This is a genomic window from Mesorhizobium sp. M0563, assembly GCF_040321065.1.
Classification (GTDB): domain Bacteria; phylum Pseudomonadota; class Alphaproteobacteria; order Rhizobiales; family Rhizobiaceae; genus Mesorhizobium.
In genome coordinates this window covers 22,522-43,557 of sequence record NZ_JAMYQV010000011.1, presented here as the reverse complement: position 1 = coordinate 43,557, position 21,036 = coordinate 22,522, and the positions used below count along the sequence as shown (strand labels likewise).

Genomic DNA, 21,036 nt, shown 5'->3' with positions numbered 1-21,036 from the left:
TGCAACCCTTCAGGCTTATTTCTGGGCCAGCAGCTTCTTGAACAGATCCTCATCGAACGGCGAATAGATGTAACCGTCAGCCGGGAAATCCTTAGCCCGGGCGAGATATTCGTCGACGTTGGAATTGTCGATCACCGGCAGCGGGATCTTGACGAAAGCCGGCACATCCTTGCCGTCCAGCGCCTGTACGGCGGTGTAGGTGGCGAAAGCGCCGAGCCAGTTCGGCTGCATCGTCGCCCAGCTCTTCAAGCCCTTTTCCTTCCACAGTTCGAGGAACTGGCGCGCATTCTCGCCGGTGATCGGCACCTGGTCGCGACCCTGCTTGTCGAGCGCGAGCACGGCACCCGCCGACAGAGCGCCGCCGAGCGACAGGATGCCGTCGATTTCGGGATTGGCGAAAAGCAGACTGGTGACCGCTTCCTGGGCGGGCGCGACATTGTAGGGCGTGTTCGTTTCGGCAAGCACTTTCACATCGGGATGAGCCTTAAGCTCGGCATCGGCGCCTTTGCGCCGGTCGTCACTGACCGAAACGCCGGCTGGGCCATTGAGGATCAGAATTTTGCCCTTGCCTCCGATAGCGTCGATCAGGAACTTGGCCGCCTGATCGCCCCACTGTGAGGAATCGGTGTTGACCTTGGCGGTCACCTGGTCGGTGTCGACGAGGCTGTCGAAATTGATGATCGCGATGCCTTTGGCGCAGGCGTCCGCCAGCACGCGCGCCGGCGCGGTCGACGAGCCAGCGATCAGGATGATGGCATCGACATCGGAATCGATCATCGACTGGATCTGCTGAATCTGGACGTTGGCGTCGCCTTGGGCGTCGGTCACGACGAGCTTGTCGACCAAGCCTTGCTTCTTCAAAGTTTCGACTTCGGCTTCGATCGTGCCCTGTGTCTGCTTCATCCAGGTCGGAACTGAATAGATGTTGGCCCAGCCGATCGTATACGGCGCCTTGCGGTCGCCCTTGATGCATTTAGCGGCGGCGTTGGCCTGCGAACCGGCGCCAACGCTGAGGAGAAGACCGAGGCAAAGGGCGCTGGCGGATGCGAAAAACGATGATTTGGTCATGATTGTTCCCTTCTGAGGTTATGCCTGGACGTGCGGGGTCGAGACGAGAAAACCCGCCGGTTGCCGCATCTCGGAAACGGCCCTTTTTCTCGTCAGGACTCTCTGCGCCTGGCTCCTTATTGTCTGATATTCCAGACAAGAGGCCTGTATATCGGACAGATGGGATGCTAGACTGAGCCTTGACATCTTTCAAGCGTCTTGAGACGAGGGCCGAAATGATTTTGCGCGGGGTGCGGCCCACATGAGCGATGGCGTCACTGGTTTGATCGAAAGGGAAGTCCGCGCCGAGCCGCGCAATGGCGAACGGCGCCGCGGGATTGACCGCGTCATCACGCTGCTTGAAGCGCTTCTGCGGCAGCGCGCGCCGATGCGCGTCGGCGATATCGCCAAGATGATCGGCGCGCCGCGTTCGACCACTTATGAGATCGTCAACAGCCTGCTGGAAGCCGAAATGCTCGAGAACGTCGGGACGGAAGGCTATGTCTATTTCGGAAAGGCGATGCATCTGTTCGGCTGGGCCTACTCACATCATAATGCCCATTATCGACGCATCATCGAAACCCTGGACAGACTAGGCGCGGAGACGGGCGAGACCGTCCAACTGTGTGGCCTGCGCGGAAACAAATACGTCGTCCTTGATTGCCGGGACTCGCCCGGCCCGTTCCGGATTTCAAGCGATGTCGGAGTCGAGGTGCCGATCCCGTGGACGGCGTCCGGAAGGCTGCTGCTCGGCCATATGAGCGCGCAGGAAATACAGGACTTCATTCCGCCTGGCGACTACAAGCTTCCCGACGGCCGCGTCATTGCGCCAGCCGAGTTCTTCGGCGATGTGGCTCTGGCGCGCCAGCAAGGTTTCAGCGAGACCGCCGCTCTGGCTGACCGCTTCACCTGGTGCATGGCCGCGCCCATCCGCGATGGCGACGGGGCCATCAACAAGACGCTTTGTTTCGTGTTGCCCGTCGACACGCCGGAAGCCAGGCGCAGCGAATTGCTTGCCCTGCTATGCGAGCGCGCCCGTGGATTGTCGCTGGCGGGAAGCTAGTAAAAATCGGCGCGCGAAGGTTCGGGATAGGCTCCGCTCGTTCAGCCGCAGCAGCGAGGCCGGAACCGGTATTCCGGTGGGTATGGCAAAGGCGGCAGCGCGCTCCCGCGACCACCTTTGCCCACAGTCCGCAGCGTGCCAGCACCGCAGAGTGCACGCGATGATACCGGTGCCTGGGACACCTCGTCCGGCCCGGCCACAACGCACTTACCCTCTTCATTGAGCGTCGTTGATTGCTTAGACAACGGGACGTTCCGATTCCGCCGGATCATCCATCGGCGGGAGCGGCGGCAATGGAAAGCAAAGCTCGCCTATTACCTGAACGCCCACGCCAAGCACACTTATCTGTTCGAGGTCGGACGTGCTGGATGTAGAGCCGGTTGGCGCCTGCATCAGGAAGGGACCCAGAAACGAGACGGCGTTTTGCATCGTCGTGCGGGCTTCGGCGGTCCACGAGCCGCTGAATTCCACGTTACGAACCAGAAGCAGGCCCTGAGGCAGGCAATGCGCATAGGTCTCGTCGGTCGAAGCCTTGATCATGTCGCCGCGCTTCATTCCCGGTACGTACCAATCCTCCTCGTCGACGAGGTCGGGATGCCACCATCTCGTGCCGGCGATCCGCCGGGTGATGGTGAGCATGCAATACTCGAAATGCACATGCAGTTCACTGTCCGAGGTAGTTACCTCCGTTACGACCGGGTTTTTAATGAGATCGTGAAGCTGGATTGTGGCCAATCGGTTCACGAGCGAGGTGTCCAACTGCATTTGCGTGCTGGAAGCATTTGGCTGCTCTCTGGGCGGCGAGACGTGATCTGCCTCGGCTGTGAAGTGTCGCCGGGCAGCGCGAATTCGACTGAATGTTGGCAGGGTAGCGGCCAGCGCCCGGGCGTGGAGCGGCGAAGCGGTGAGGCCACCCAGATGGTTCGCGCTGAACTGGCTCAGATTGACCGCGGTGCTTGCTGCATCCTGGATACCGAGAAACTCGACTGGCTGGGTAGCGTAGTCCGTGAGATGTGGCTGCATGCGCAGCTTTCTGACCGCTTCAACCCTTGGCACAACAGCTAATTCGGCGGCAAATGCCTTGCGCCGTTCGACCGCCTCGGAAACTGCGGTGAGGTTCGACACCACCTCTTTTGTCAACACTCGCATCTTCCATAAGTGGGGATTTGCCTTAATGGCGCCGGGTGTCTCGGTCGTGGTTGCGGTAGTGCGGGATATCCTTTGATCGAAGACATGCCAGGCCGTGCAGCTGGGCTCGGCGAAATCTGTCGGCTCGCAGCTGAATGGCAGCGCATCGGGATTGTCCCCGATATCTTTTCGTGCCTCGGCAACCATCGCGGCGATGCGCGCATAGGAAGGAGCATCAACCGGAACCCCCGGTTGCGCCCATGGGATCATCGCCAAATAGGCAGACTTGGCGGTAAGACTGCCGACAGACGAGGCGGAAACGGAGGAGGCATCGGACCGTTTCAGCCATAGCGGGTAGTCGTACTGGTCTTCCAGCCACTCCGACAGCCGCAGCGGATTGGTCACGCCATTTTGCACGATGCCATCGGCTAGCGCCTGCCCCGGATGAATGGCAAGCGCCAACGACGGGTCATTGTTGGGGTTGTAGGTCGCGATTAACGTGTCCACCACTTGCTGGCCAAGGATCGCGAGCTGATCGCTGTTCGTGCTCACAGGGACACCTCAGCCTTGCGGAGCAGCGGGCGCGTCAGCCGGTATCGCAGGCGCTCCGGCATTGGCGGCTGTCGCAGGGTTGGCCACGACTTCGGCGCTGAGTGCAGGGTCGTCCTTGCGCGGTGCGGCCGGCTGTATCTGGCCTACCCAGCCGACGATCTGCGAACCGAAAAGTTCAAGCGTTCCACCGTGTTCATTGCTGCTGAAGGAAAAACCCTGAGATGCATCGTGCTGGTTGCTGAATGCGCCGCTGCTGTCCGAATTGGAATGTTGGACCGATCCGCCGATACCGCACCAACCAACCTTGCCGCCATAGGAGGTGGAGCTGCTTTCCGTGTGTCCGCTAGCGCTGTCGACGGCGCTCTGGAATGCGCTGCCCATGCTGCCCCAGGAATTAGCGGTAATCTTCACGTTTCGAACAATCAGAAAACCCTTCGGGATCATCGGGAGCAGCTTGGGCACGTCGCCGATCTGACCTTCGATGGTCCCGTCGCTGATCGCATTCTTCTTCTGACCGGCGAGATACCAGCCGTCCATGTGGAAAAGGTCGCCAAGCAGCCATGGCCGTTCGATGCTGGCCATGAACCACTCGAATGTGACAGTTGCCGAAGAACTGCTGTCCTGATGCGACTGCCAGGAGGACTGGTCGGCATTCCAACCGTCGTTGTGGCTGGTCTCGCTGTGCGATGCATTGGCTGAGGCGCCGAAACCCAGAACGCTGTAGCCGACGCTGCCCGATGTTGATGACGACTCGTTGTTGTAGAAACTGTGTCCGAAGCTGTGTTGGCCGCCGCCACCGCTCGCCTGGTACTGTTTCGATGTGGCGGTGATTTTCATCACCCCGAAGTCATGGTTGGTGTGATCCCACCAGGAGACCGGATCGATATACGACCACGGCACCTTGATTGCCACGGCGCCACCGAGACCAACGCTATACTCGTCGTACATCTTGCGGGCCTTGGCAATCAGGGCGGCCGCGGCGCTGCCGCCGACGGACTGAAGGGTTGCAATCGCGTCGTCGATCTGTTGCCCGCCCATATCCTTGAAGTCGTTATAGGCTTGGTCGACGGCGTTCTGGTATCTGGCGCTGGTGACCGGCCATGCCTGTCCCTGGATAGGATCGGACATGGCTTGGGAGTAAGCGAGCGCGAACTCGCTGCGTGCATCTGCCAGCACCTTCTGGTTGTGTCTGTAGGCGGTGTGGCGCGGCGTATAGCCGGTAAAATTGCCGTCGGCATCCATCAGATACAATGTCTTCTGGGCATCGGCGATGCGTTTCTTGATATCGGTCGAGGGCTCAGGGATCGGTTCCGCCTGCATGCCGGCCAGGGCTGTGAAATACTCGATACTGACGGTTCGCTGGGGCCACGACACCGCAACCCCCTTGTTGGTGACCATCAACATGTCGTCAACCCGTTGAGCCGTGTTGAAGGCGCTGCTGATCGCCAATTGCAGCCTGGGATCTGGTGCCGGCATTGCGGCCAGCTGACCGGCCGGCGTCGCGGGCGTTCCGGCAGAAGGGGGAGCGGGTGGTGCTGAGAAAGCGCCCGTGGTGGAAACCGCGCCGTAGGCGCTGCCGCCGGCGGGCGTCCAGGGATTGGCATACATCTTCGGGTCGATCGGCTGGCCGACTGGAAGGTGCATGTAGACTGCCGAGCCAGACGGCGTGCCGTCGGGATTCACAAGCTGGGCCGCAACGGCGGTGTGTATCTGGTTCAGCGCGTCAAGCAGTGCTTGCGTGATGCCGCCGGTGACCTGAAGATCGTTACCAGGCATGAGAACTCTCCTTGTTTGTTGCGGCGTTGGACCATGGATCGTCACGCGGACGGGGAAAGACCAACGACAGGTTGCGGATGTGCAAAGCCCGCGCTCCGTCGATCCGGGAGCCCTGGCCCAAGAGCAAGTTACGTCTCGTTCAGACATCGGCCGAGTAGACAATCACCAGGTCAGGAATGCCCTTGCCGGGCCCAGCCGCCTCCTTGGCTGCCGAGCATCTCCCAGCCGAAGTCTGCGGCTGTGCCTTCCGGGCACGCGTCACTAGGGCGATGGCTTCCCGCGGACCTGTGCCTGTGACAAAACCCGTGAGTGTCTGAGCCGGCTAGGCATCGACAAGGTAATCGTGATACAGCGAGTGGATACTCCGGCCATTGTCGCGGGCCTGCAGAATTCTCTCCCATAGTCCGAGATGAACCTCGCCGGGAGCGCCTTGGTGGACCACTCCGTTGAGGAACCGGATATGCCGGCGAATGTTGTCGTCGAAAGAGAGGCCTGCCGTGCGAATGTCATCATCGCCAAGCCCCTCGTCGAAGCTTCCGCCTTGCAGCTCGTCCCTGACATGACCGGACACCGCTGACAGGAAGACTTCGAAGCTGACGCCTTCCGGCAGCCCGCCTGCGGTCTGCTGGACGTTGTAGAAGTCTCTGCTGATGTAGTCGTCCTGATTGTTCTCGTCGAGAACGTGGTTCATAATCTGCCAGGTCCGGTCGCCAGCTTCGTCGGCCGAACCCTCGAAAAGATTTAATATCCGGTATGCTCTATCCTGCCATGTAGACATGTTTTGATCCTCATCGGGCTGCTTGCATGCGCGGTTTCGCGAGCGGGGTAGCCCCTCGAGGGGCCGGACGAAGCGGTTGTTTGTTTTCGACGGATTGAGTTTCTCTGACCGCAGCTTACGGATGGCTTACAGATCGAAATTTTTTGGATTCATTCGCTCTGGAAGAAACCACACGCAAGTGGATTGCATCGAAAGCCCGGTTCGGCCGGTCTATCACCCGCTCGCAGCGCGAGTAGTCTTGAACGCCGCTGGGGACACGCAGGTACGCTGCCCAAGCGCAGAGTCTATCGCTCCGGTCTCTCAGTGTTTCCGATCCCGGATTGCTGGTTAGACAAAACCGCCCCGCACACGATCGACCTGGGATTGCCCGTGAAGTTATCGGGCCGTGCAAAGAAGAGGTTCGGAGCACGCTGGCAAGACGCAGCTCACGGATGGCTTACGGGTTTTGGGCGTTCAAGATCTCAGATACGGACGCACCAGCGTGCGGATCACGTGTGAGGATTTGTATTCCCCGTTCGCTCCAACCGCCCTTTCGTAGCGCGAGAAGTCGTCTACAGCTGCGGCAGGATCACTGCTGGACAGGCGTTCCCTGATGAGGGCTTGGTACACTCTTTCCGAATCTGGGTAGTACTCGAGTGCTCTCAGATAGGCTTCTCGCGCCCGGAAACCTTCTCCGGCATTCTCCCAATGTCTTCCGACGTTGATCGCCAGGTCGATATAGCCGTCCCGAACCTTGTCGGCCACCGGTATCGCCCAAGACGGAAGAGAACCCGGTGACAGTGGCGGGCCGGGGAATCTCGCCAGAAGCTGTTCCTTTTCGGGGGCTGTCGTATCCCCTTTCCTGGAAAGACCGCGGTTGAGACGGGCTTCCCAATCAGCAAGGTCGACCCACACCTTATCCGGGGGCAGACTGATCCGCCCCTCCCTCTGGACGATGAAGTCGCCCTTGCCGAGCGTCTTGCGCAGGCGGTGAAGGGCTTGCTCGCACGCCGGTTTGGCTTGATCCCCGTCGAGATCGGGCCAAAGCCAGTCATGAATGCTTTCGAGGGGACAGGTCTGGTCGCGCGCCAGGGCGAGAACCCGCAGGATATCGAGGGCACGCGTCGGCGATTTCGATCCGAGATCGAATTGAGTTCCGTCGAGCTCGATCCTGAAGCCGCCCAGTACAAAGATCTTCAGTGGCCATGGCCATTTAGCAGGCCGTCTCATTGGCGGGACGAGACGCCGCGTCTGAATGACCGAATGGCAGAGATCCGCTTCAATTCCGCGGTCAAGTGCATCCGCCAGCAGTTCGGCGAGGAGATCGGGCAGGTTGAGTAGGATTGCAGACGGGTTGACGGCCCTCAGGGCTGCCATGAACTCCGTCAGTTTCTCTTCATAAGCGGCTCCGCCCCTCCATTTCTCTTCAAAAGCGGCAGCGGCAAGAATGCAAATCTTCACCCGTTCCCGCGGGCCGCCGTCCAGCCGATCGACGACATCTGCCAACAGCGAGGCGGCCTCAGCCGGTCTTCTGTCGGCGAGAAGAACCTGGAATTTGGTGACATAATGCGGCCAGCGCTCGACCATCGGCTCGTTCGCCTCTTCGATCGCGGTCATGAACGTGTCGCAATCCCTGTAGGCTTCGACGAAGCTGCCTTGCCGCGCATGCATGGCGGCTCGGCAATCTGCGACTACGGCCACCTGAGTTGTGAAGCGGCTGTCCGCGATTTCGCCGAGCCTTGTCACGAGATCTGCGAAGCCGGCGAAATCATTGCGCAGCTTGAGCAGCAGCTGGAGATGGTAGAGACCGCTGAACTCGACGCTTTTCAGGGCTTCCCTCTCGCCCATCTCGATCGCCTTGCGAAGGGCGTCTTCGGCCGAGGCATATGGAAACCCGCGCCTCGAGAATGAAAAATACCTGCCGCTGGCGGCGCCGAAAGAGACCAACCACATGCCAAGCACCCAAGGCGTCACCTTCGGGTCGTTCAATTCGGAAGCGACGCTGTCGACCGCCTGTTCGAAGATGTCCTGCCGCCCTGACCAGACCGCATGATCAACAAGGGCTTCACTGGCAAGCAATCTCAGGTCAACCGGAACTTCACCAGTCGGATTCGACAGCTGTTGCAGGAGCTCGTCGGCGATCTTCACTCCTGCCTGTGCGGTCTCCTCGTCGGCCTCGCCGTAGTCAACCGCGCGCAACATGCCGACACCAACCAGCATCCGCTCTCTCGGGACAAGATCGGGTTGCCTCCCGCGAAGGATGGCGGCTGCCCTTCGCGTCCACCCGTCCAGGCCCCCGTGCGTCCGCCAGCTGCTTGTCTTTACGAGCACGGCGCGGATTACGGTCAGCCACTGCCCCCGCAAATCGCCGTCCTTCTCGAACGCCTCCCAAGCCCGTGAGAACCATCGCTCGGCTGCGGCGTCGTCAGGAACGTGAGCGGCCCCGATCCAGTGGAGAAGCCAGCCTTCCAGTTCTTCAGCAGGAAATCTGGTGCCCCATTCGATCAAGGTAGCCCTGCGGCCTTGGGACAGCATCGCCTCGGCGTGCTCGATGACCAACTCGCGGGCAAGCGGCCAGGCTTCTGCTTGGAGAGCCATCGATACGGCAGCGTCGACCAATCCTGCGTCGCGCAGGACCCGAGCTGCCCTTTCGCGCAAACTTGCCTGCTCTTCCGGCGGCAGCCGCGCTTCGAAGAGCCTGGACAGGTAGTCGCGCAGGAGGTCGTGGAACTGGAATCCTCCGCCTCTGAGGCCTGTTCGGGTGACCAACAGCTGCATTTGAAAGAGCCGCTCCAGCACCGGGCCGCCGACTCTGGGTCCGAGCAAGGCGTCGGCAAGACCGGAATTGATTTCGGGAAGCAGATTAAGCTTCAACAGGGTGTTCTGGTCGTCGCCTGGAACGTTCTGCAGGAACAGTCTGCCGACCACCTCCTGGAAATTTCCCTGCCCCAGAGGCATGGCGCTCATCAACTGTGGGGTACTTGATTTCTGGTTGGCGATCATGACCAGGCCGACCGCCCACCCCTTGGCGGCGGCGACCTCGATCCCCTTCTCATGGCCTGGTTCCCTGAGACCGACGAGGCAGCGTGCTTCGTCCTCCGAGAATTCCAGTGCCGTCTGGCCGATGACCGGCAGCTTGCCTGCGAGCGCGAGTTCGGCCACGCCCCCACCAGGCAGTGTACGCGATATGCAGATGCACCGGACCGTGTTGGGCAATTCCCGCAGCAGGACAGCCAGAATTTCGCGGAATTCTGGTGTATCGGCACGGTGAATATCGTCGAGGACGATGACCGTGTCCGGCACCATCTGCGCCAAGTAAGCGCGGAAGAACAGACGCGCGAACGCAGCAGCATCCTCCGCATATTCGGTTCCGAAAACAGGAAGGCTGAGTTCCCGCGCCCCAGGCGACATCGCCAGATAGTAGAACAGCCGGGCGATATCCTGGTCCTCGTCATCGACGCGATACCAGACATGCGGAGCCCGCTTTTCCTGGAGGTAATCGATGACTGCGGTGGTCTTCCCGTATCCGCCAGGGGCAGCAATCCAGCACATGCCGGATTCCAGGCACCTGTCGACCAGTGCAGCAATGCGCGGCCGCCGCGAGATTCCCGCGGGTCTTGGCATTGAAAGTTTTGCTATCGTGCCGCCGTGCACCGCCGCATCCAGATCCACCAGGCTGCACTCTTATAGCAGATGATGGGCCGGGTGCGCGTCATTTCAGCATGTAAGCCAAACGTAAGCGCGGCTCGGTCACTGTCGGCATCGTTCCAACTCATGGAGGAAACCATGCCGACCGCAACCGTTCAAACCATCTATTGTGTCCAGCCCGCCACCGGAACCGACTTCGCGGCCAACCAGGCGCTAGTCGACGCCATCATGGGCCTGACGCCGCAATTCATCCAGAACGACTTCGCCGGCAGCCTGCTGCAAGGGATCAAGTCACTGCCAAGCGTTCTTGGAGCGATCGACGCCATACGGGCCGATCCGGACAACCTGTTCATCACCACCGGGACTGAAGGCAATGTCGATGACGCTGTCTGGCCCTCTCCCGGAGCCACCAGGGAAGTCAATGCGGACCAGTCGTTCGAACCTGGCCTCGTGCTGCCGTTCGAGTATAGCCAGAATCTCTCTCTTTGGGATGAAGACGGCCCTCTTAATGGCAACGATCCACTCGGCTCCGTCACCATGGACAAGGAAGAACAAGGCATGGGTCCAATCGCCAAGATCGCCCGCTCAGCGATTGAGGGTTCGGCCTACTACGTCATTTACCGGATTGACTGACCGCGCGACAGGCATCGGGTGATGTCCACGGTCGCCGACAACACCTCAGCGAGCAGAAAGCAGCGGGCCGTGACCACCCCGTAAGCCATTCGTAAGCTCGGGCAGGTGAGCATTCCGTCTCGCAACAAGTTGATGGAGCAATGACCATGCGTCCCTACTCTCTGAACATAAGCCGCATCAAATGTCATTCGACGAACGATTATACAGGTTCTGACGACCTTGTTGGAGTGATGGGTCCTGTTCGCTTCCCGATTGGATCCTTCACTCCGGGAAACGACTACAATCTCGACATCGAACAGATCGTTCCAGCCGGTGAATTCTACCTTAATATTATCGAGACCGACCTTTCAGGCGATGACGAGATAGGGATGATCGACCTGTCCGCGATCATGGATTTCCAAAGCGTGAAAAACGTGCAGGGCGCGGATGCCAGTTACGACATCACCATCCTCGTCCAATCCGTATCAGACTAGCTCTAGCATGCGCGATCCGCACTCGAAGCAGGATCGCGCCTGCTCCGCCTTGGATGTCTGGTGCCTCCGGCGAGGGTGGCCTCTCCGCGCCAGGAACTGCTCCGAACTCAAGCTCGGCGAGCGATCCGGTTCCGATCGAGCTTCTTGACATGCATGGATCGGTTCCGGTCGGACCGTTCTTTGAAGACCTTGCAGAGAAGGTCATGGACATCAAAGACGTCTGGGAGCTGTTCCCGGGGCGGAGCGCCCGGCCCTGTAATTTTGGTTCCGAAACGGGAACTCGACAGATGGCTTGGGGTAGCGCCTCCCGACGACGCTTGAGCCTTCCTGCTAGGGATGTGGGGAGGACGCCGCCAACTAGCTGCACTCTGGCGGCCAGATAGAATCATGCAGATTATACTCTGCTGAACTGGTTTATTTAAGAGTAATGCCAATAGGCCCATCAGGAGATTGAAATGCTTACTCAAGTAACCGTACCTTACTCTCCCGGCTACGACTATGGAAAAGGTGTCGATCTTGCGACGGGTAGTCCGATGGGTCATGTCGTCGATGGCGCATTTTCCGGCGTCGACGATGCATTGGGGTCCATATCTTCATTCGACATACGCCGTATTCACACCACCGCCGAACTCGAAAAGTCGCTGAGCATCAATGTCGAAGCGAGCGGCGGGTGCGGGTGCTTCTCCGCGCCGGAAGGTTTGACTTCGCCCAAAGTTCCAAGATCCAGAGCAGTTCCCTGTTCCTGCTCATCTCCGCCAAAGTAACGCTGCCCTTTCACGGCATCGACGAACCAAAGCTGAGCGGCTCGGCGGCGGCGATATCGAGCAATCCCGAGCTCTTCCAATCACGCTACGGGAACATGTTCGTGAACGGGGTAGGACGCGGCGGGATGTTCCTGGCCGTCCTGCAGATGGATACAGCCAGTTCCGAGGAGGCCCAAGCCGTTTCGATGGAGTTGTCGGGGTCCTACGGGCTGTTTTCTGCCGACGCCAAGATGAAAATGGAGAGCATGCAGAGGCATTTCCATGAAGACGTGCGCACGACCGTCTACCACGAAGGCGGCCCGATCAATCTGATCATGGGGGACGTAACGGATCCCAGCCAGATGTATGGGCTTCTCCAGCAATGGCTGAACGCATTCCAGACCGATCCGAACGCCAATGCCGTTCCTTATTTCGTCACCCTAGCTCCAATCTCCATCGCAGATGGACCGATCCCGCCGAACGCAGCGCGGGTCCGGCAAGCCCAGGATGTTCTGGTTGAGTGCGCGAAGGAGCGCAGCAGCCGGCTAGACCAGATGAACCTGATGGACTTCATTACGCTCAATCCAGGCAAGTTCACCTTCACGGCACCGACAACCCTGCAGACGGTTCAGGAGGCATTCCGTGGTTTCCAAGTCGATATAGACATCATCGCGCAAGCCGCCGCCGCGGCGATCAACGATCCTAAAACAGCGTGCCTGCCGGTTGATTTCGCCGCGAAGCAGACGCCGGCCCGGCGTTTCCCGCAAGGGCTGACGCCCGATCCATTTCCGGAAGGCGCGAAGGGGCTGAAAAGCGTTTATGCAGACAAGGGAAAAATGATGGTCAGCCGCGACGCGTTGTTGAGCGGGATGCGAGAACTAGAGCCAGACGGCCCCGCCAAGACCGGGTTTGATATTGGCGTCGCGATGCCCGGAGCAGACACGCTATGGGGCCCGGGAAAGCAGCTTTTCATGGATGGCCTTGATGCTGACGAGCGCGTTGGCTGCGAGGATTCAGCGTTCTTCATTGTCGCCCGGAATGCGCAACTCGGCCTCGCGACCGTCGGCGCGAAGATCGCGGAGAAGACCTCGACGGATGCCTTTAAGGCTGCCCGCACTGCAGAGCCGCCCGGCATGTACACTCTGGGCTTCGACATCGCCTCGGGCCTCTTCGGCGACGCGAGGCTCGGCGCGCGCGGCCACACCGCACGGGGCCCCGGATCCCTGGGGATCAGGGCAGCCCTCGACCCGAGAGGTCAGCGCGGCTTTGATGCAGCGATGACGCTGTACTCGGTTGCCTGACGACGGGAGCGTCTGATCAACAGGCCAGAGAGCACATTCTCGTTTCACTGCTCAAGCCTGTCAGGCACCGAAAACCACCAGATCGGCCAGCTTGAAGATGCGAGCGCAGGCTTGATTGGAACGGCTGGAGACTCGGCGCCCGTCGGTTCAATGCGTCAAATTTTCGTCTGGACGGGCTGCTGAGCCCAATGGGATCATTTCTGGTTCGGTGAGCGGGATGTGCAGAAACGCACCATCCCGTGATTTTGCCAACTCGCGCCGGGCGTTCGTTATGGCCGGTCGGTTCGCCAACCGAGCCGCGACTCGATGCGGCGCGCACTGATCTTGACCATCGTAATCAAATCCGGGTTCTTTTGCTTCAGCTTCACATCCGGGACGACGATCGAGATCGTGGCACGGCAGGCTCCTTGGTTGTCACGGATGGGAGCCGCAATGCAGGCAACTGAAAAGTCAGATTCACCAGCCTGGATCGACAGGCCCTGCTCCAGTGCTGTGGCGGCCGCCCGAGCGAGCACATCCTCGTCCGTCTCGGCGCGTCCGGTCGGAGATGCGATCGCGGATCGAGCGAAAATGGCGCGGCGTTCGGCTTCCGGCAAATGGCCGACGAGCAGCCGACCCGACGCGGTCCAGTTCAGCGGCGTCCGGGTCCCGACGCGAGATGTAACCTGGAAATGATCTTTGCCCTCTTCCATCGCAAGCACGACCATATGGTCACCGTCACGGCCGCATAGCTGGATCGTCTCTTTCGAACTCTGAGCCAGTTCGTGCATCTCCTGCGTTGCCACGTTGAGCAGGTCCAATGTGCGAGCGTAGGTCAGGCCGTACTGATAGAGCCGCGGACCCAGCCAGAGCAGGCCGCCGTCCTTGCGGTCCAGCAGTTCCTTTTCGACCAGATCGTCGACGATGACGTAGATCGTCGACAGGGGGGCGCCGATGTCGTGCGCAATCTCATATGCAGTTGCTGGCCGCCCCTGCTTTTGCAGATAGTCGAGTATCTGCAGCGCACGGTCGATACCGCTGGTGCGCGAGCGGCGGGGTTCCCGCGGGTCTTCGGCGGGGTTCAGGTGCAGGTCGGGCGCTATCGTGGGCATGGCATTCTCGGTTTTGCGGGCACTGTAAGGCAGCCGGGGCATTTACCACAGCCAGCCTCAATCCGGCCAGTTGAGGATCGCAGCCTCGCGGGCCATGAGACGCTCGTTCCATGGTGTGGCGATGATCGCATTCGACTTGCGCGCGCCATCAAGCTCCTCGGCAAGCCGTGCCGCCACAATGAATTCTTCGTCGGGATGCAAATTGCATGGATCGAGGAAGAAATAGCCGTGCTCGACTTCATGATCGCGGACGACCACCGGCGGATTGCCAGCTGCCAGCCGGTCGGCCAGATCCCAGGCTGTAATGCGCGATTCGGCGGCATTCACCCACACCTTCAAGCGATCGAGCGGATTGCTGGTCGGGTCGGGTACGATAGCGGCGGTGACGCCAGGCCGCCCCTCGAGTGCTTGCGCCCAGCAGTCGAGCGCTCGGCGTTCGCGAGCGCGAATACCCTCATGGTCACGCGTTTTCCAGGCCTGGAGAGCAGCGAGCGCACCGACGATGCCTTCCTTGCCGACCTTCATGCCGCGCCCGATGCCCCGGTTCTGCAAGTAGACGTCGCGCACCCGCGCCTTCGTGCCTGCGACGATACCGGATGTCGGGCCGCCCAGGAATTTGTGACCCGAATACAGCACCAGATCGGCTCCGCTGGCGAGAAAGCCCGCCAGATCGTATTCGGACGCTGCGTCGACGATGACCGGGACCCCGCGTGCACGGGCGGTTTCGACGAACATCTTCAGCGGGATTTGCCCATACTCGACGACATGGTGCGACACGACGTAGATTGCTGCAGCAGTGCGCTCGGTGATAGCGCCTGAGAGCTGATACGCCGAGGCGCTGGTCGCCTGACCGACCGGCACGACCTTGGCGCCGGCGAGACGGATCGCCTGTTCGATCGGTGCGCCGTAGCTGACCATGTGGCCGGACTGGATGACGATCTCGTCTTTCAGTCCAGCGGTATCCGGCAGCCGTTCGATCGCGGCAAGGTCCGGGCCCGTCATGCTGGCCGCCACGGCCAGGCTGATTGCCGCGGAACAGGAGGCGGTGATGAAACCGGCCTCCGCGCCCGTCAATTCGGCGATCACGGCGCTGGCCTTGCGATGCAGATCGGCCATTTCGACAAACTCGGTGAGAATGCCGGACACAGCCTCGACAGCCGTGGGAACGACAATGGAGGCGCCGAGCGAGGTCATCGTGCCTGAGACGTTGATGACGGGCCTGAGGCCCAACTGGCTGCGGATATCTTCGACAGGCATGGTCTTGTGCTCCGACTATTCGATGCGACTAATCAACGGCGATGACGGCTTCAATTTCGACGCTGATCCCTCCCGGCAGTGATCCGTGACCGACCGCAGAGCGGGCATGGGTGCCGCGCTCGCCGAAAACGTCAATGAGCAGGTCCGAGCAGCCGTTGATCACTGCGGGGTGATCGGCGAAATCCGGCGTGGCGTTTACCATGCCGAACAGCTTTACCACACGTCGCACGCGGCACAGATCGCCGAGCGCTGCGTGCATGACGGCAATGAGGTTGACACCGGTCAGCCGCGCATGGGCATAGGCCTGATCCACGGTCACGTCGGCACCGACCTTGCCCGTATAGACCCACTCGGCCCCTGGCCGGACAGGAACAGCAGCTTGCCCTCCTGCACGTGTGTGACAAAATTGGCGATCGGCGGCGGCGCCTCGGGCAGCGTTATTCCAAGCGCCAAAAGCCGGTCGTAGGGCGTGCTTTCCGGTCGCTTCATGAGCTCGGAAAAAGTCATACACAAACTCCAATCAGATCGTTTTTTGGTTGTGCCGGATGCAGGCCACGTGATGCCCGCCGCCGATATCGTCGACGGGCGGAATGATCCCGGCGCAGGCAGCAATTGCGTCCGGACAGCGGGTGCGGAAGACGCAGCCGGAAGGCGGGTCAATCGGGCTTGGAATGTCACCACGCAAGGCGACGTGAGTGCGTCGGCGGGTCGGGTCGGGCACGGGTGCTGTCGCCAGCAATGCCTTGGTGTATGGGTGCCGCGGCGCGGCGTAGAGAAGACGGCTCGGACCACGCTCCATGACGCGGCCGAGATACATCACCACCACTTCGTCGCAAAGGTATTCGACCACCGAGAGGTCATGCGCGATGAACAGCAGCGTCAGGCCGAGCCGCTTTTGCAACTCACCGAGCAAGTTGAGCACCTGCGCCTGCACCGACACGTCAAGCGCCGAGACCGGCTCGTCGGCGACGACGAATTCCGGCTCGACGGCGAGCGCGCGTGCAATGCCGATGCGCTGGCGCTGGCCGCCGGAGAATTCGTGCGGGTAGCGCGTGGCGTGATCAGGCGACAGGCCGACCAGGGTCAGCAGTTCGGCGACCCTGTCGGCACGTCGCTTGCCTCGCGGAAAGCCGCGCGCGTCGAGTGCCTCGCCGATGATGGCGGCGATGCGCATGCGCGGGTTGAGGCTGGAGAATGGATCCTGGAACACGATCTGCAGCTTTTGCCGATAGCCGCGCATTTCACGTGCGGACAGCGAAAACAGATCGACGCCGTCGAACAGCGCTTTGCCTCTGGTCGGCTCCACCAGCCTGAGGATGGCGCGCCCGGCGGTGGTCTTGCCGGAGCCGGACTCGCCGACCAGCCCGACCGTCGAGCCGCGTCCGACATCGAAGCTGACATCCTCGACAGCATGAACGATGCGGCCATTGCGGGCGGGAAAGTGCTTTGTCAGACCCTGCACGCTGAGCAATGGCGCAGTCGCCGCACGACTTGGTATCACCCCGGCGCTCACAGCTCTGCACTCCTGATGCAACGGGAAGCGCCGTGCAGTCCTGCCGGCATCAATGGCGGCGGTGCCGCGCGACAGGGCGCAATGGCGAAGTCACAGCGCGGCTCGAAGGCGCAACCCGGCGGCAATGCGGTGATCGGCGGCACGCTGCCGGGAATGGAATAGAGCGCCCGGCGCTTGCCGTCGTCACCGATGTCGCGCGCGGCATTGGGCGTGCAGGCCAGCAGCCCTCTCGTGTAGGGATGGCGCTGGTGCGCAAACAGGTGGTTGACCGGTGCCTGCTCGACGACACGGCCGCCGTACATGACAACGACATCATGGGCGATCTCGGCGACGACACCGAGATTGTGGGTGATGAAAAGGATCGACATGCCCATCTCGACCTGCAGGCGACGCAAGAGATCGAGGATCTGCGCCTGGATGGTGACGTCGAGGGCCGTAGTCGGCTCGTCGGCGATCAGCAGCGACGGACTGCAGGCGAGTGCCATGGCGATCATGACGCGCTGGCGCATGCCGCCGGACATCTGGTGCGGATAGTCGTCGAGCCGCGAGACGGCGTCCGGAATCTCGACATGCTTCAGCATGGCGAGCGCACGGCTGCGCGCTTGCTCCCGGGTCACCGGCTCGTGCAGCGCGATCATTTCGCCGATCTGATCGCCGACCGTTAAGAGCGGGTTGAGGCTGGTCATCGGCTCTTGGAAAATCATCGCGATTTCCCGACCGCGGACCTTGCGGAATTCCTTCTGGGTAAATCCGGCGAGGTCGTGGACACGCTCCTGCCGATCGCGGAACAATATCTGGCCGCCGGCGATCCTTCCGGGCCGTGACAGCAGGCCCATGATCGACAGGCTGGTCACCGACTTGCCGGAACCGGATTCTCCGACCACGGCCAGAGTCTTGCCGTGCTTCAGGTCGAAGGTGACGCCATCGACCGCCTTGGCGGTAAGACGGCGGGTCTGAAACCAGGTCCGCAAGTCCCGAACCGACAGGATGACGTCGCTGGCGATCGCGCCGCTCATGATTTCCACCCGCAATGCGGACAGACGTGCACACTGCCCGCAGAACCTTCCGGCGGCAGGTGGCGGTGGGCAATGATCGCCTCGGCACCGAGGATAGCGTGGCGAGGCTCGAACAGCCGGTGCAGCGTACTTGTCGCCCCTTGCGAATCCTTCACGGTGAGCTCGGCGTCGGCGAGGTCGAACAAAGTGAATTCTGCCGGCCTGCCCTTTTCCAGCAGTCCGTCGGCGGGCAACCGGATGGCGCGGCGCGGCGCCGTCGTCGAGGCCGTCACCACATCGTCGAATGCCATGCCGAACGACAACAGCTTCGACATGGTGGTTGCCATATCCCACACCGCGCCGTCGAGCGAGCGGTTGTGCAGATCGGTCGAGATCGTCTTCGGCGGCAGACCGCGCTCGAGCGCCGCCTTGGCGACATCGAAGGAGAACGAGGCGCCGCCGTGGCCGACATCAAGCACAATGCCGCGCTGCGCCGCATCCTCGGCGAGCCGATAAAGATCGTCGTCCTCGATGATCGAGCCGCCGGCCTTGCCATTGAAGCAATGAGTGACGATGTCGCCTTCGCTCAGCAGGCCGAGAACATCGTCATAGAGTGGCGGCGGCTCACCAACGTGCACCATCAGCGGCAGCTTGAGGATGCGGCTGAGCTTCTTCGCCAGCCGGACCGGCGTCAGGTCCCAGCCGCCGGTAATGACGTGGCTGGCACGCACCTTCAGTCCGACGATGACGTCGCGGTTGGCCTCGACGGTTGCAATGGTGCGGTCGATGTCGATCGAGCGCATGTCGGTCAGCTCGCTGACACGGTTGCAGGCGACGAGACCGATCGAACCTATGTTCAGGAACGCGTATATATTCTCTCGCGCCGGCTCTATAATGAACTCGCGAAAGCCGTGGAAATTGGCTTCGCCGGCTGAGCCGGCATCGACCATCGTGGTGACGCCTCGGGCGGCGCCACATTGCTGCGGCCGCAGCGAAATGTCGGTGCCGCCGTACCAGACATGCACGTGAAGATCGGTCCAGCCGGGCGACAGGAACGCGCCATTGGCGTCAAGCATCGTCACATCCTCGCCGGCGGCAATGGTCGAACCGGTTTCGGCGATACGGCCATCCTTGCCGATCAGCACGTCGATCGTCTGGCCAAACTCGCCGCCGAAGCCGACTGGTTTTGCGCCCCGGATCAACAGCGGCCTTTCGGTTTGGGAAGAGCGATTGCTGAACATCAGATGTCCTTTGCGAGACGAGGGTCGAGAAGATCGCGCAAGCCGTCGCCGACGAGCTGCAGCGACAGCACGGTGATGACGATGGCGCCGCCCGGAAACATCATGATCCAGCCGGCCTGATCCATGTATTGACGGCCGGTGGCGATCATTGTGCCCCAGGTCGGGATGTCGGGCGATATGCCAACGCCGAGGAAGGACAGACCGGCCTCGGCCAGGATGGCGTTGGCGAAGATGAAGGTTGCCTGCACCAGCAATGGAGAGGTGACGTTGCGCAGTACGTGCCGCACCAGGATAATCGGCGTCGGCACGCCGAGTGCGCGGGCCGCCTCGACATAGGGCAGTTCGCGAATGACCAGCGTCGAGGCGCGCACGACGCGTGCGAGCCGCGGCGCATAAACCACGCCGAGGGCGACCACGACATTGACGGCGGTGGCGCCAAGTGCCGCCACGAGTGCAATTGCGAGCAATATGTCGGGAAAAGCCATCATGGCGTCGATCAACCGCGACACCGGCGCGTCGAGCCTTCTGAAGAAGCCGGAAGTCAGTCCCAAAACGACACCGATGATCGAGGCGAAGATCACGACAGCAAAGCCGACCGCCAGCGAAGTGCGCGCGGCGTAGAGCGTGCGGGTAAAGATATCGCGCCCGAGATCGTCGGTGCCGAACAGGTGGTCGAGGCTCGGCGGATGCAGCCGACTGGCAATGGAGAGCTTAGTCGGTGCGTAGGGGGCGATGACCGGCGCGAGGATCGCGGCGAGCACGATGGCGATCAGTACGGCGATGCCCACCGCCGCCGTCGGCCGCGTCATCAGCCGCGAAAGCATATTTGGCTCCGCCTGGAGCGGCACCGAGATAGCGGCCATCAGTAGCGAACCCTCGGATCGACAGCCAGATAGAGCATGTCGATGGCGAAATTGACCAGGACGTACAGCCCGGCAATGACCAGCAGCGCGCCTTGGATAACCGGATAGTCGCGCCGTAACACCGCCGAGACGACCAAGCTGCCGACGCCGGGCAGGCCGAACACCGTCTCGGTCACCACCGCACCGGAAATGAGCAGTGCCGCGGTCAGGCCGATGACGGTGAGGATGGGGATCAAGGCATTTCTGAAGGCATGCTTCAGCACCACACGCCATTCGCTCATGCCTTTGGATCGGGCGGTCCGCACATAGTCGTCATTGAGCACGTCGAGCATCGAGGCACGCGTGAAGCGGGTGATCAGTGCCGAGCTTATGAGACCGAGCGCCAGCGCCGGCAGCACCAGATGGTCAAGCCGGTCGGCAAACGAAGCTCCCGGCCCGCCATAGCCAGATGTGTCGAACCAGCCGAGCTTCACGGCGAAGAACTGAATGAACACAAGGCCGAGCCAGAAGCTCGGCACGCTGGCTGCGAACATGGCAATGGTGGTTGCTGCCTGGTCGAAGATAGAGCCGCGCTTATAGGCCGACAGGATTCCGACCGGCAGCGCGATGAGCGTTGCGATTACCAGGGAGAAGACGGTGAGAAAAAACGTCGGTTCGGCGCGTTGGGCCAGCGCGGTCGTGACCGGCTCGCCGAGGAAGATCGACTGGCCGAAGTCGCCTTGGACGACATCGAGAACGTAGCGCCCGAACTGTTCGAGGATGGAACCGTCGAGCCCGAGCTTGGACCGCAGCGCGGTTATATCGGCGGCGGTGGCGTCTGGACCCAGCATAACTGCCGCCGGATCGCCGGGCGTCACCCGTACGATGACGAACACGATGGTGACGACCAGCGCCATGACGACGATCATGCCGAGAAGTCTGTTGAGGATTGAGTGCAGCATCGGCGTTATAGCAT

The 21,036-nt window shown here is 61.4% G+C and carries 16 protein-coding genes and 1 pseudogene; 4 read left to right on the top strand and 13 right to left on the bottom strand.

Annotation, left to right across the window (positions count from 1 at the left end):
* Positions 1 to 15: 15 nt before the first annotated feature.
* Complete coding sequence (locus tag NKI50_RS15830) at positions 16 to 1,068, bottom strand: substrate-binding domain-containing protein (RefSeq protein ID WP_031193806.1); 1,053 nt, start codon at positions 1,066 to 1,068, stop codon at positions 16 to 18.
* Positions 1,069 to 1,309: 241 nt separating this feature from the next.
* Between NKI50_RS15830 and NKI50_RS15825 the strand changes: the two genes are divergently transcribed.
* Complete coding sequence (locus NKI50_RS15825) at positions 1,310 to 2,110, top strand: IclR family transcriptional regulator (RefSeq protein WP_352483665.1); 801 nt, start codon at positions 1,310 to 1,312, stop codon at positions 2,108 to 2,110.
* 237 nt (positions 2,111 to 2,347) lie between these two features.
* Here NKI50_RS15825 and NKI50_RS15820 read toward each other — a convergent pair whose 3' ends face one another.
* The 4 genes from NKI50_RS15820 to NKI50_RS15805 form a co-directional block, all read right to left on the bottom strand.
* The gene (locus NKI50_RS15820; RefSeq protein WP_352639592.1) at positions 2,348 to 3,790 is read right to left on the bottom strand and encodes a hypothetical protein; all 1,443 of its coding nucleotides are present in this window, start codon (positions 3,788 to 3,790) and stop codon (positions 2,348 to 2,350) included.
* Positions 3,791 to 3,799: 9 nt separating this feature from the next.
* A complete protein-coding gene (locus NKI50_RS15815; RefSeq protein WP_156948049.1) occupies positions 3,800 to 5,611 on the bottom strand; it encodes a hypothetical protein in 1,812 nt (603 codons plus the stop codon).
* Between the two features lie 277 nt (positions 5,612 to 5,888).
* On the bottom strand, positions 5,889 to 6,257 hold the full coding sequence (locus NKI50_RS15810; protein ID WP_156948050.1) for a hypothetical protein: 369 nt from the start codon (positions 6,255 to 6,257) through the stop codon (positions 5,889 to 5,891).
* A gap of 540 nt (positions 6,258 to 6,797) precedes the next feature.
* On the bottom strand, positions 6,798 to 9,995 hold the full coding sequence (locus NKI50_RS15805; RefSeq protein WP_023718479.1) for an AfsR/SARP family transcriptional regulator: 3,198 nt from the start codon (positions 9,993 to 9,995) through the stop codon (positions 6,798 to 6,800).
* Positions 9,996 to 10,109: 114 nt separating this feature from the next.
* Here NKI50_RS15805 and NKI50_RS15800 point away from each other — a divergent pair, with 114 nt between their 5' ends.
* The 3 genes from NKI50_RS15800 to NKI50_RS15790 all read left to right on the top strand — a co-directional run bounded on the left by NKI50_RS15800 (position 10,110) and on the right by NKI50_RS15790 (position 13,121).
* Positions 10,110 to 10,604 carry a hypothetical protein gene (locus NKI50_RS15800; protein WP_031193811.1) on the top strand — a complete coding sequence of 165 codons (495 nt, stop codon included), beginning with the start codon at positions 10,110 to 10,112 and terminating at the stop codon, positions 10,602 to 10,604.
* 140 nt (positions 10,605 to 10,744) lie between these two features.
* Entirely contained in the window at positions 10,745 to 11,077 is a 333-nt protein-coding gene (locus NKI50_RS15795; RefSeq protein ID WP_352639595.1) for a hypothetical protein, read from the top strand.
* 670 nt (positions 11,078 to 11,747) lie between these two features.
* A complete protein-coding gene (locus NKI50_RS15790; protein ID WP_352717062.1) occupies positions 11,748 to 13,121 on the top strand; it encodes a hypothetical protein in 1,374 nt (457 codons plus the stop codon).
* A 269-nt stretch (positions 13,122 to 13,390) separates the two neighbouring features.
* Here the strand turns inward: NKI50_RS15790 and NKI50_RS15785 are convergent, their stop codons facing one another.
* The 8 genes and pseudogenes from NKI50_RS15785 to NKI50_RS15750 form a co-directional block, all read right to left on the bottom strand.
* Positions 13,391 to 14,212, bottom strand: a complete 822-nt coding sequence (locus NKI50_RS15785) for an IclR family transcriptional regulator (protein WP_023718484.1) — start codon at positions 14,210 to 14,212, stop codon at positions 13,391 to 13,393.
* A gap of 57 nt (positions 14,213 to 14,269) precedes the next feature.
* Positions 14,270 to 15,469, bottom strand: a complete 1,200-nt coding sequence (locus NKI50_RS15780) for an aminotransferase class V-fold PLP-dependent enzyme (RefSeq protein ID WP_023718485.1) — start codon at positions 15,467 to 15,469, stop codon at positions 14,270 to 14,272.
* A 28-nt stretch (positions 15,470 to 15,497) separates the two neighbouring features.
* Positions 15,498 to 15,976 (bottom strand): annotated as a pseudogene (locus NKI50_RS15775) (RidA family protein).
* 13 nt (positions 15,977 to 15,989) lie between these two features.
* Positions 15,990 to 16,982, bottom strand: a complete 993-nt coding sequence (locus NKI50_RS15770; RefSeq protein WP_352483667.1) for an ABC transporter ATP-binding protein — start codon at positions 16,980 to 16,982, stop codon at positions 15,990 to 15,992.
* Positions 16,979 to 17,998 (bottom strand): ABC transporter ATP-binding protein, encoded by a 1,020-nt coding sequence (locus NKI50_RS15765; protein ID WP_023718488.1) that lies wholly within the window; start codon positions 17,996 to 17,998, stop codon positions 16,979 to 16,981. Before NKI50_RS15765 ends, NKI50_RS15770 begins: the two co-directional genes overlap by 4 nt.
* On the bottom strand, positions 17,995 to 19,218 hold the full coding sequence (locus NKI50_RS15760; RefSeq protein ID WP_352717060.1) for an amidohydrolase/deacetylase family metallohydrolase: 1,224 nt from the start codon (positions 19,216 to 19,218) through the stop codon (positions 17,995 to 17,997). The genes NKI50_RS15765 and NKI50_RS15760 overlap by 4 nt, the downstream gene beginning before the upstream one ends.
* Positions 19,218 to 20,081 (bottom strand): ABC transporter permease, encoded by an 864-nt coding sequence (locus tag NKI50_RS15755; RefSeq protein WP_023718490.1) that lies wholly within the window; start codon positions 20,079 to 20,081, stop codon positions 19,218 to 19,220. Before NKI50_RS15755 ends, NKI50_RS15760 begins: the two co-directional genes overlap by 1 nt.
* Positions 20,081 to 21,022 (bottom strand): ABC transporter permease, encoded by a 942-nt coding sequence (locus NKI50_RS15750; RefSeq protein WP_023718491.1) that lies wholly within the window; start codon positions 21,020 to 21,022, stop codon positions 20,081 to 20,083. The genes NKI50_RS15755 and NKI50_RS15750 overlap by 1 nt, the downstream gene beginning before the upstream one ends.
* Between the last annotated feature and the right edge of the window lie 14 nt (positions 21,023 to 21,036).